Source organism: Candidatus Binatia bacterium, assembly GCA_029248525.1.
Taxonomy (GTDB): Bacteria; Desulfobacterota; Binatia; order UBA12015; family UBA12015; genus UBA12015.
The window spans coordinates 1-12,333 of record JAQWJE010000034.1; the positions used below are offsets into that span (position 1 = coordinate 1).

Consider the following 12,333-nt stretch of genomic DNA (forward strand, 5'->3'; position numbering starts at 1 on the left):
TTCGGCTGTGTGACGCCGGGCAATTACCAGCTGCAAGTCGCCCCCAAGGGTGATTTTCAGGGACAGAAGGTCGAAGCTCCGGTTGGCCCCAACGGCCTGAACGTGGCCTGGGCCGTTGATGCCGGCAAGCCGGCTCTCGCCTCGGCGACAGCAACTGGTGGCGCCTGTGGCACCACGGTGGCCGCAGCAGCTCCGGCTGCCGCAGCGGCGACAACCGGTGGCGGCACGATTCTCGGTTCGACCGCTGGCGCGGTTGTCGGTGGCGGTGCTCTTCTCGCCGGTACCGGCGTTGGTATTGCGGCAGGCGCAGGCGCATTCCAGCCTGACTCGCCCGCGCAATAATCGCCTCACAGTAATCAGCAATAAACTTCTAGTTGTTCATTTCAGTCTCCTGGCAGGCCCGCCGACGTTGTTGGCGTGTCTGTCAGGAGATTTGATTTTTCACCGCGGCCTTCCGCCGCTCGATTCCTCAGGAGATCCACGCACGTGAAGCTTCTTCGCAATGGCGTGGCGTTGTCACTCGCAATGTTCCTTTGTTTCGGGTGCGCGTCCGCAAAGAAAAATGATGGCTGGAACAGCAACGCACCTGCGGGCGCATCACAAGGTGAGCCTGGCGCGTATTCGCCCAAGCGTTACAACACCACCGACAGCACCGCTGTCGATCTGGTCCGCATCCGCACCATCTACGATGATCGCACCACGGGTTCCGGCGCTGGCGACTATCCGATTGGTACCGGAGATTTGATCGAGATTTCAGTGCCCTCGATGCCCGAGCTTGCGGAAGAGACGGTGCGTGTGACGTCGTCGGGTACTGTAACGCTGCCCATGATCGGCGATGTGAAGGCAGCCGGGCTGACCGAGAAGCAGTTCAAGGCCGAGCTGCAAAAAGGCCTGCGGAAATACATGCACCGCCCCCACGTCTCCGTGCATGTGACCGAATATCGCAGCCGCCAAGTCGGCGTATTGGGGGCGGTCGATGATCCGGGCCTGCACACGCTCAAGGCGTCTGACGCCACGATTCTGGACATGATCTCCGAGGCCGGTGGTCTGACCGACGAGGCCACGCAACGTTTGCTCTTTATCCCTGTGGAAGAAGTCGACCCCAGCGAGATGGACGAATTGAGCCTCGGCGGGCTGGTCAGCGATGATCTGGCGGCAGGGGATGTGACCGCGCTCGAGGATCAACCTCTATTGCAGGCGTCTGACCCGATCATCATTGACCTCGACAAGATGAACCGGCGCTCGCAGCGCTTTGCGCTGGCCGTCCCGGTCCGACCGGGCGACACCATCATGGCTCTGGGCGGCGGACAGATTTTCGTCCAGGGATGGGTCGAGACCCCGGGCGCGCAGAAAATGACCCGCGGTCTGACCCTGTTGGGTGCGATCGCGGCCGCGGGGGGACCGAGTTTCCCCGCCAAGAAATCCAAGGTGCAGATCCTGCGTGACGATGGCGGCACGCAACGTCTCGTGCGCGAGGTGAATCTGACCGCGATCGAAGAAGGCCGCAGCGAAGATATCGCCCTACGTGAAGGGGATCTCGTTATGGTCGAGTCCGAGGGCGTGAAGCTCGTCGGTTGGGGTGTCTACCGCTTCTTCTCCGAAGTCATGCGTGTCGGCGTCTCTGTAGCCAGTCCGTTCTGATCGAGCCCCCCTCAAGGAAATCAAACATGCGTCAACCACCACGACAGATGCTCCCCCCGGGAGCCCAATTGCCTGCAAATCCTGCGGACGTCGCCCCGCCGCCTATCCAACTCGATATGCCGGTGGACCCGTATGCGTCCGACGAAGAACCTCGGTTCCTCGAGTATTGGCGGTTGCTGCGCAACAATTGGCAGTGGATTGCCGGTGGTGCCGGTGCCGCTGCGGTGGTCGCGATCGGCTATCTGCTGGTGGCGACGTCGATGTTTACCGCCGAATCCAAGATCATGATCGAGCGACAGTCGCAAAATGCCCTGAACGTGCAGGAACTGCTCGCTGACGGGATGAGCGGCGACGAATCCAACTTCTATCGCACGCAGGAACAGATCCTGAAAAGCCGGACGCTCGCAGTCGATGTGATCCGCGAGCTGGGGCTCGAGCGGAATCCGGATTTCATCGAGCAGGAGGGTGAGGCCGACGGTTTGGTCTCCGGTTGGATTCAGGGGCTGGTCGGATTGTTCAAAAGCGGGGATGAGCGACTTGATCCGTCGGGCATCGCGCCGGATGTGATCCGTGCCTATCAGGAAGGTCTCTCGGTGTCCCCGGTGACCCGCACGAAGTTGGCGGTGGTTCGTTTTACCACACCCAACCCCGAGCTCTCGGCCGAGATCGCGAACACTCACGTCCGGGCCTATATGATGCAAGGCCTGCGTCTGCGCAGCGAAGCCAGCGAAGAAGCCCGCGGTTTCCTCGACGAGAAATTGGTTGAGGTGAAACAGAAGTTGCATGCCTCGGAAGCGGCCTTGAATGCCTACCGCAAGGACAAGGGCATCGTGACGCTGAATGACGAAGACAGTGTCATTGTCGACCGGCTCGCCGATCTCAATGACCTGCTCACCGAGGCCGAGTCGAATCGGATTACGCTCGAGGCCGATGTGAAGCTGGTCAAGGGGCGTGCCTATGATTCGCTGCCGGCCGTCGCTAACAGCACGCTGATCCAGGCGCTGAAATCACAGTTGGCCGAGAAAGAAGGCGCTTACGTCGAGCTGGCCGCCCAGTTCAAGCCGGCCTATCCGCCCGTGCAAAACGCCAAGGCGGAAGTCGATGCCCTGCGTTCGCGTCTCGACGGTGAGATTCAGCAGGTCGTGGCCTCGATCGAATCCAAGTATCTGGCTGCAGCTGACCGCGAAACACAATTACGTGCCACCATGGATACGCAACGCGCCAAGGTGCTCGATATGAAGGACGCGGGCGTGCAGTACGCCATCCTCGAGCGCGAAGCGAATACCAACGAGCAACTTTACGAGAATATCCTCTCGCGCATGAAAGAGATCGGTGTGGCGGCCGCCGTGCAGGCGTCCAACGTGTCGATCATCGACAAGGCGACACCGCCCGAGAATAGATCGCAGCCGCAGCGCCTGCGCACATTGTTGCTGGCCCTCTTGATGGGCACGGGGCTGGGTGCCGGAATCGTTCTGGGCCGGGATTTCCTCGATAACTCGGTGAAGAATACCGAAGACGTCGAGCGCTACCTGCAGTTGCCGAGCCTCGGCATTGTGCCGGACTTTGATGCTCTGCCGGATCAGTCGACCACGTATGGGTATGGCTCGCGGAGCCGGACGAAAGCGGCGGGCGTCGCTGCCAAATTCCTCGGACGCTCCACGGATGAATTTGACGAGACTTTGGACGGTGCTTCCGCATCCGACGGTCACGCCATGCCGGACGCGGATCTGGTGGGTGAAGAAACCGTGGCTGCGGCTGATGGCCAGATGCAGTTGGTCGGGGCCGTGCCGGAGTCCGATAGCTCGCTGGTGCTGGCTCAAGGCAACGACTCGGTTGTCTCGGAAGCCTACCGCACCTTGCGTACCGCGATTCTTTTCTCGACCCCCGAAGAAGCGCCGCAAACGATGATGTTCACCAGCGCGCTTGAATCCGAGGGCAAGACGACCACCAGCCTGAACACGGCGATCGTGTTCGCACGCCTCGGCGCGCGCGTGCTGATCATCGATGCGGATATGCGGCGCGCGAGCTGTCATGGGCGTTTTGGGGTGAGTAATGATTACGGGCTGTCCGAGGTCCTGACCGGACAGCGTGAACTCGACGAGGTTGTGGTGAAAACCAAGGTCGACGGCGTCCAGATGCTGACCGCGGGTGCCTTGCCGCCCAACCCGACTGAATTGCTGGCGTCGAGTGCGATGGAAAAGCTGCTCGCGCGATGTGCCGAGCATTTCGATTACGTGATTGTCGACTCGCCGCCGGTCATGGCCGTGAATGATGCCGTGGTCATGGGGCATATGGTCGACGGTGTGGTCATGGTGGTGCGCGCGCATCATACCCCGCGCCAGATCCTGCAGCGGGCCGAGGCCCGATTGCTGCAGGCCCGTAGCCATGTGCTGGGCGTTCTGCTCAATAAGGTCGATGCCAAAACGGATAACTACGCGACCTATTACGGCGGTAAATACTATTCGACGTACTATGCCGGCGAAGATACCCGTGGCGGCAACGGCCAGACGCCGGCCTGAGCCGGGGGCCGATTTCCGTTGATTCCCGCCAGCCGTCACGCAAAAAAGACACGTCGCGGTGGCATAGCCGAGATCTGTGATCGATTGGTTACAGCCGGGCTGATTTTCATCATCGTATTCGCACCCTCTGCCTTCGGGTCGGTGCATCCGCAGGCCTATGGTCTGCTCGAGATCGCGGCCTGCGGGTTGGTGATCGTGTGGCTGGTCAAGCTGCGCTTTGGTGTGGGGTCCGGCGGGCTTTCTTCGCGGAACGCGGGCCTGCCGGCCGTGCCGCGGATGCTCTGGGCGCCGCTGGTCGGGTTTCTCGGTGTTGTTCTCCTGCAAATCCTGCCATTGCCGCCAGCCTTGCTGGGTGCGATTTCGCCTTCGACATACGCAACCTATGAGTTGTCGCTGCCCGGATGGCCCGAGAAGGCACCCTACGAAGATACCGTGCGTGCCTTGCTGGTGCGTGATGATGCGGGCGTGCAGGCAGCAGATCTGGCTCAACCGGTCGCTTTGCCGGCGGTTGGTGATGTCGAGAAGTTCGATCTGCAGACGGTCGTCCCGGATGCCTGGGGTCGCCTGCCGGGCGAGCCGTTGCTCGAGCGTAACGAGCGCATGTTGCTCGAGCGTTGGGTCGGCAGCGAACACGCCGGGTTCTTTTCTTCGTGGCGAACCATCTCGCTGGATCCGTCGCGCACGCTGGCTGAATTGCTGAAGATCCTCGCCTATCTGGCGGTGTTTGCGGTGGTGACGTTCTATCCGCTGGAGCCCGGATCGCGCGAGGATCAGAGGTTCCAGCGCCGCCTCCTGCAGGCGGTTGCCTTTACGGCCATTGCGGTGGCGGCGGTCGGTTTGCTGCAACGGATGTCCTGGAATGGCAAGATCCTGTGGTTCTTCGTGCCCTGGGATTGGGGGGAGCCGCGATTGGCCAACCCGCAGACCAGCGGGCCTTTTGTGAGTCGAAACAACTTTGGCGGGTATCTGGCGTTGACCTTGCCGTTGGTGCTGGCGCCGCTGCTGGCGCGCACGCGGATCGATTTGCGACGTCCACGCCTGACGACGCAGGTGATCTTCGGGGCAGGGGCTGCGATCTGCGGCACGGCGTTGTTTTTCAGTTTGTCGCGCGGGTCATGGGGGGCGGCAGCTGTCAGTTTGAGCGTGTTTCTCTTCCTGCTGGTGCGGCATGTACCAGTCGAGAAGCGGGCCGGCTTTCTCGCCGGTCGGCGGGCCGGCATGCAGGTTGGAGCCGGAGTGGCAGCAGTCATGTTACTCTTTGTGCTCTTGCCGAGCGGTGGGGCCGAGATGGGCAGTGATATTGACCGTCGGCTCGAGCAGACGGTCAGCAACTCGGCAAGTTGGGATTCACGCGTCGAGGGTTGGCGCGACTCGGTGCCGATGATCACGGACTACCCTTTGCTGGGGGTTGGACTGTCGTCTTGGGGCGTTGCCTTTCCGCAATATGATGAGTCGTTTTTCTTCGGCTCGCAGGCCCGGCGTGCGCACAACGATTACATCCAGCTGTTTGCCGAGACCGGTTTGGTCGGCGGCCTGATGCTGGTGTTCGCGTGCGTGGTGGTCGCGCGGCGGTTTTTGCGGGTGCTGCGGACGCGGTCGGATAGCGCGTATGTTTTGCAGCTGGCGATTGGGGCGGGGCTGCTGGCGTTGCTGATTCATGAATTTGTGGATTTCGATCTGCAGATGCCGGGAATCGCGATCACGGCGGTACTGCTCTTGGGGATCGGTTTGCGTGGGGGTTGGCGGGTCGATGCGAGCGCAACCGATACTTCGGGGCAACGCACCTTGGAGCGTCCGTTGTCGATCACATCCTCCAATTTGTCGGCTGTGGTGGTGGTTGTGTTTCTGGTGCTGGTATTCTCCCAACGTACGCCGGGTGCTAGTCGCGAGGCTCCGCGCGGGATGATGGCTTCCTTGCGTTCGATCGCGGACTTTCCAGTGGATTCAAACGCCCATTTGAACCTGAGTGTGCGGTTCTCGGATATGTCACTCACGCTGGCCCAGTCGTCGGTGAATGCGGCTGTGATGATCAATCCGAGTAGCCCTGGCGCGCGAGATGCACGCGCCGTGCTGGCGACACGACTTGGCAACCGGGACATGGCTCTCGCGGATATTGAAGAGTCGATGTTTCGCGCACCCTCCCGTGTGCTGCATCCTGTGCTTTCGGTTGCAGAGGTTTCTTGGCTGAGTAAGGAGGTTCGCGAGGCGACCGAGCGGGGGTTTCGGCGTGCGATGAAAAGTGAAGGTTATCGTGCCGCGGTTTCTCTGGCGGCCTTTTATTCGGACATTTCGTCGCATTCGGTTGCAGCAGAGGTGTGGCTCCAAGCCGCCGATCTCGCCCCACGACACGCCGACAAGGCTATTTTTCTACGGCAGGCCGCCCGAGAACTTGTCAAAGCTGGCGACTTGGCTCAGAGCGAAGTTCTGATTCGACGATCGATTGCAATGGCCCCTTCGTCCTTGAAGAGCCGGAGAGTGTTGATAACTGAGATTTTGGGGAGACAGGATAATCTCTCGGCGGCGGTTGAGGAGTTTTCTCGAGGCATCGAATCGGGAATTGACGAATATGAATTGACCCTCGCTCTCGCGGATGCAGGGCGCCTGTCTCAAGTTCCCGAGTTTGAAGTCAGAAAGCTTGAACACGCAATTAGGGTAAATCCGTTTAAGCCGAAGGCCCGGCTTCGGCTCGGCAAGATATATCTCGCCCGACGTCGATATGATCTTGCCGCCCAAGAATTTAGGCTTGCAACCAATTACTCACCGAGATTAGGGGAAGCTTGGTATCTTCTGGGGTTGGCCTCCGAGCGTGCTTATGATTTCGACACAGCGACCTCGGCCTACCAGAGAGCGGCTGACATTGCGCCGCAAAGTGCAAAATTTGCTCGCGGGTTGGCTGTTTTTTCGGCTCGGCAAGATATCGGTTCCGACCTAGGGGGGGATAGGTGATTGGTTCTTCCAGTTTCCTTTGCATGGATCGTTTAGAAATCAGGCTTTGGTACATTCCAATAGTTGGAGGGTTTGGGTGGTGAAGTCAGAAGTGGATTTTTTGATCTTGGGAGCTGCGAAAAGCGGAACAACGGCGCTCGCACAAGACCTGTCGTTTCGCGAGGATGTTTTCATTCCAGAGGTTAAGGAGGTGGAGTTTTTCAGTTCCGACAAATCGTTTGCGCGCGGATCAAAGTTTTACGAATCCCATTTCAAGGGCGCGCCCACCGAGGCGCTCGTGGGCGATGCTTCTCCTCAGTACCTGTATCGCGATGTGGCCGCAGAGCGAATTCGAGGATACTTTCCGGATCAGCCGCCAAAGATGGTCGTGATGTTGCGGAATCCAATCGCCCGCGCGTACTCGTCCTATTGGCAGGCTCGCGCAATCGGTGGGGAGTCACGCAGTTTCGAAGATGCGATACGAGAAGAGCGAAATCGTATTCACCGGCAGCCGTCTGATCCTTCGGGGCGAACTCTGGGAGCTTTTGTTGGAGCCGGCCTTTATGGAGTTCAGCTTGCGCGGTATCTGAACTTGTTTCCACTCAGTAGTTTTCTAGTGATCATTAGTGAGGAATACCGGAGCGAGCCAAGCACGGTCCGCCCGCGCATCGCAAGTTGGTTGGGCCTTACTCGCGGAAGGTGGTCGGGGTCCGCCGCAAGTGCAAATGTCGCTCGTCTTCCGAAAAGTTCTATCGTCAATCAGGTAGTTAGGGGGGCCTATCCCGGGAGGGCGTCGGTCGCTAGGATTTTGCCGAGGGTAATGCGTCATCGGATCAAGAACGCGATTGACCGACGCAATATGGAGACGATTAGGACGCCACCCCTGAGTCGAGATCAATTCAACCGACTTCATGAAATCTTCTTACCGGACGTACAAAATCTGACCCGATTGCTGCCTGTGGATCTCGCGCCTTGGGGCGGGTTAGATCTTAACCGTGGGCTTCGAATCCGATGAGGGTAAGCCGCAGGGAATCGAAGCGCATTGTGGTGCCTTCACCCGCTGGACAAAAGCCTATTTACTTGTTGGCTATTCTGGCACTTTCACTGCCCGTCTGGGCCTGGGGAATGCCGGGCGCATCCCTGATTGCTCATATGGTAGGCTTCGCGACAATTGCGTTCGCGTGTCTGGTTGTCGGCCAGCCTCATCCAATCGCTCCGCTGGGGGCATTTGTGGTTGGGTTCGCCCTCTATACATTGTCGTTCCCTATATTGGTGCTGCTTGGCTACTCTGAGGCGTCAGAGATCATCGTAGCCGAGGGGGTTTGGCTCATGGGATTCGGCCTGCTGGCGTATTCCCTCGGCATTTCATCGTTGAGTCTTGGGTGGCGGCCTTTGACAAGAATTCGTCTCGCGGATTTTCGCAATACCGCGCCACCGACCTGGCTAATTATCAGTCTCGCAATTTTGGCCGCAGTGCCCATGTACTTTGCCGTGGCGGGCGGCCTTAGCAAGCAGGGCCTTCGGGGCTCCTCAATCAAGACTTGGGTGTTGTTTGCCAACATTTTGACACTCTATTGTGGGATGAAGTATGGCGCACTTGAGGCCGCTAGGAAGAGTTCGCAAGCCTTGTTTTTTGCAGGCATCGCAATGGCATTCATGCTGGCAGTGTTCGGCTCTCTCGGGGAACGTGATGTGGTTGTTGCGCTTGGTTTCCAGGTCATCGCTTTTCGCTGCCTGTATTTGCGGCCCGTTTCGAAGTTGCAGTTTTATAGTTTGATGCTTTTAGCTGCAGCGGTCGCCACCCTTGGGCAGGATTGGAAATCGTTTATAAGCTTGGATGATTCGTTTCGAGTTGATCGGGGATTCGACTTTGTAGAGACGATTCTTTACGGAGAGTTCTCCAGCGCTGGGAAAAATCTCTACAAGATTTGCTCCAAATATTGGGATGTCCGATTGGGTAGCGAGTTGTTTCTTGGCGACCTCGGTCGGGTGTTCACGTCGAGTTTTTTTGGAATAGGATCGGGAGTAAGCGGGGGAGAGTGGTTCAATAGAACTCTCCTTCAGAATGATGGGTCGGGGAAGGGCTTTGGTTTGGTTGCCGAAGGTTATCTATCATTCGGCGTTGTCGGTGTAATGGGTGCGTACTTTGTCTTGGCTGTAGCGACCTTCGCTCTTTATCGCATTTCGTACCTGGGGGTCTTTAGCCACTTTGCCTATGTGAATTTCATGATCGTGGCGATCTATTCAAGCCGTGCGGACGCTGCGTTCCTGATGTCTTTTTTCTTGAAAACCACGGTTGTCCCATTGTTGCTCCTGCATGTGCTTAAAGTCTTCTCGAATAGAGGCGCCCGGTTATCTGCCGGGGCGGGTATGGCATCTCATCGAAACCCTAGTCATGGTCGTTGAAGTGGACTTCCAAGACCTCATGAATTTAAGTGCAGGGCGCCGGTGGCGCGATGAGTAGTGATTTGTCGGGTCGGATCATTTCCGATGGCGTTTTGGTGCTTGCCCTTCGATTGTTGGGTGGTGCGCTAAGTCTCGGGGTGCAGTGGTCGATTTTGTATTGGGTGGGGGTTTCTGATTTCGGAATTTACGCTGCGATGATCGCGACCGCGGAGGTGCTGGCATCCGTACTAGTGTTTGGGCTGGACCTCACCGGGACAAGAGTGATTGGTGCCCTTGGGGACTCGGCTCCCTCGCTAGAGGCGTTGCGGTTTGTACATTTTGCAGTTCGTAAGTTTTTGGCTCGCTTTATCGCCTTGAGCGTTGTTTGTTTCGTTGGGGCTTCGCTTCCAGTTGAAATTTCCTTGGAGGAAACCTCAGTGGTTCTGCTACTGACTTTCGCGTTCGTACCAATGAAGATTTTGGTGGGTATACTGAGAGGGTCTGGAAAACTTCGCGAGGCCGTCTCCCTAATGCAATTTTCCCGGCCTGTCGCGGTCTTCGTCGCGATGCTAGTGTCTATTGCCGGTGGGGAAGCTTTCACTGGCCAGCAGGCGGCGGTGGCGGGAGCGATTGGCGTATTGCTGGGTGTACTACTTGCCTCGGGGGCGGTACCTTGGGTATGGGGGGCTGCTACTGCCATTGGACAAGATCCCACGGCACGGCAGGGTTCCGTGCGCTGGACTGCAATAGCGTCGTCGCTAGGCTGGGCAGGTGTTCTGACTCAGCTTAGAACCAGAGCGGATTTGCTACTAGTAAGCGTTTTTCTCGGGACTGACCAAGCGGGCCAATATGCTTTTTGTCGTACCCTCGTGTCGTCCGCAACATTGCCGCTTGGCGCCCTGAATTTTGGTCTAGCACGTCGCTTATCGAAGAGTTGGAGCGACGGTGCGATCACTGAGGCCAAGGCAATGATGAGGCATACCTCCCTTCTTTCCGCCGGGATTGGATTTCCCGCTTTGGTGACTTTGAGCGTTTTTGGTGGATGCGTTTTGGAGTCGATGGATAGCGGGGTAGTGGAGGCGAATAGTCTTCTACCAATTTTTTCGATCGGACAGTTTTTTAGTATCGTAGCGGGTCCGGTAGTGCTTTTTCACGCGATGGCCGGTTATGAGAAGATTCTACTTCGAGTTGCTTTTGTCGGAGCGATCGGGTTGATCGCCATCGGAGTCACATTGGTCCCGGACTTAGGAAGTCTCGGGGCCGCGGTTGCCGCAAGTCTCATGATGACCATTTCCAACGTTTGGCTCGCGGTTTCAGCTCGAAAGCTCTGCCTGCGTGCCGAGATGGCGCCAGTGGACGAGCCTGTCGGATAGGGTGATTCTTATGAAACTTCTTTTCGTTCATGATCATAGATTCCACGTGCGGGGCAAAGATGTCTTTAGCGGAGGAAGTTTTTCGTATGAGGTTTTTAAGCGGTACCTCAATTCCTTCGAGGAGGTGGTCGTTGTTGGTCGAAGAGCTGAGTCAAGTACGGATCAGCCCGGAAATCTGACGCTGGCGTCAGGAGATGGTGTAGTTTTTGACTTGGTACCGAATTTCTCTTCTCCGATTAGCGTCCTGCGGCGCCGCCGCGCGATTCATGCGCATTTAGATCCGCTGATCGCGAAGACGGGGGCACTTGCCGCGCGTTTGCCCAGCGAATTGGGGCTTGCGGCCTTCTGGCGGGCATTGAGGCGGGTCCGTCCGTATCCGCGGGCAATCGAAATGGTTGGTTGTGCGTGGGATGCAACGTACTACCATTCAACCCTCGCGAGTTTCTACGCCCCGATTGCGGCAGCGCGCAATCGTCGTGCTGCCGCGGGAGCGGACCAGATTTTGTACGTCACGGAAGATTTTCTTCAGCGTCGCTATCCGTCCCCTGCCTTTCAGATTGCCTGTTCCAATGTGGAGGTGACCCCGATTGCTGAAGAACTTTTGGGCCATCGTAGTCTAAGGGGGAACCCAAAAGCTGCGGTGAGACTAGGGATTTGCTGCAATGTTGATGTGGAGTACAAGGGCGTTGATACGGCTCTAGAGGCAATCAAGTTGCTTGCGGACCATGGGTTCAATGTCTTCTTGGAAGTTCTAGGCGGCGGTGCCGGAACCCGTATACGGAAGATTGCAAAGGGATTGGGGGTGGAGTCCCGCCTGGCACTGCTGGGCCCGCTCCCTTCAGGAGAGGCGGTGTTCGGCTGGATGGACTCACTTGATCAGTATTGGCAACCTTCCCGCCAAGAAGGTTTGCCCCGCGCGCTAATTGAAGCCATGGCTCGCGGTGTGCCAGCTATTGGTTCGACCGCAGGGGGAATACCGGAGCTGCTCCCGGAGTCCCGGTTGTTTGATCCTACCGATGCTAAGAGTCTGGCGAGAATCTCGGCAGGTCTTGTCGTTTCGGAAGATGCTAGGGACTCAGCGTCCAAAGAAGGTTGGAAGACAGCTAAATGTTATAAGAAGTCGATACTCGACGGACGGCGGGAGGCGTTTTGGCATCGTGCGCGGATGTCGGCCGAAGGCATTCACTCCGGTCGGGTATAGGGCGCGACGAGCCAATTGCTAGATGCCAGAGAAAAATTGGGAAGATCCGCTTCTTGTCGAGGCCGGCCTTAGTTGAGTTCCAGAGCTGCGATAACAGTTTCGTTTACGATGGCTGCATCGAAACGTTCTTCGACAATTCTTCGGCTTTCTTCACCCATTTGCAGCCGTAGTTCCGGCGAGGAGATCAGCTCCGAAATAGCGTCGGCGAGCTTCCTTGGATCCTGAAGGGGAATGAGGAATCCGTTTCTTTCGGCACATACAGTCTCGCGGCACCCAGGCGTGTCGGTGG

General features: G+C 57.9%; 8 protein-coding genes. 7 read left to right on the forward strand and 1 reads right to left on the reverse strand.

From position 1 onward, the window contains the following. The 7 genes from P8K07_07020 to P8K07_07050 form a co-directional block, all read left to right on the forward strand. The coding region (locus P8K07_07020; GenBank protein ID MDG1958272.1) for a hypothetical protein at window positions 1–342 on the forward strand (342 nt) is incomplete at its 5' end. A 144-nt stretch (window positions 343–486) separates the two neighbouring features. Then, window positions 487–1,641 (forward strand): polysaccharide export protein, encoded by a 1,155-nt coding sequence (locus P8K07_07025; protein ID MDG1958273.1) that lies wholly within the window; start codon window positions 487–489, stop codon window positions 1,639–1,641. Between the two features lie 26 nt (window positions 1,642–1,667). Further along, window positions 1,668–4,160, forward strand: a complete 2,493-nt coding sequence (locus P8K07_07030) for a polysaccharide biosynthesis tyrosine autokinase (GenBank protein ID MDG1958274.1) — start codon at window positions 1,668–1,670, stop codon at window positions 4,158–4,160. 84 nt (window positions 4,161–4,244) lie between these two features. Continuing rightward, window positions 4,245–7,106 carry an O-antigen ligase family protein gene (locus P8K07_07035; protein ID MDG1958275.1) on the forward strand — a complete coding sequence of 954 codons (2,862 nt, stop codon included), beginning with the start codon at window positions 4,245–4,247 and terminating at the stop codon, window positions 7,104–7,106. 990 nt (window positions 7,107–8,096) lie between these two features. Next, entirely contained in the window at window positions 8,097–9,491 is a 1,395-nt protein-coding gene (locus P8K07_07040; protein ID MDG1958276.1) for a hypothetical protein, read from the forward strand. Window positions 9,492–9,541: 50 nt separating this feature from the next. Continuing rightward, the gene (locus tag P8K07_07045) at window positions 9,542–10,843 is read left to right on the forward strand and encodes a lipopolysaccharide biosynthesis protein (GenBank protein MDG1958277.1); all 1,302 of its coding nucleotides are present in this window, start codon (window positions 9,542–9,544) and stop codon (window positions 10,841–10,843) included. A 10-nt stretch (window positions 10,844–10,853) separates the two neighbouring features. Further along, the gene (locus tag P8K07_07050) at window positions 10,854–12,044 is read left to right on the forward strand and encodes a glycosyltransferase (protein MDG1958278.1); all 1,191 of its coding nucleotides are present in this window, start codon (window positions 10,854–10,856) and stop codon (window positions 12,042–12,044) included. Between the two features lie 68 nt (window positions 12,045–12,112). On the opposite strand, the gene P8K07_07055 is transcribed toward P8K07_07050, so the two are convergent. Further along, a partial coding sequence (locus P8K07_07055) for a glycosyltransferase (protein MDG1958279.1) occupies window positions 12,113–12,333 on the reverse strand: 221 nt, incomplete at its 5' end.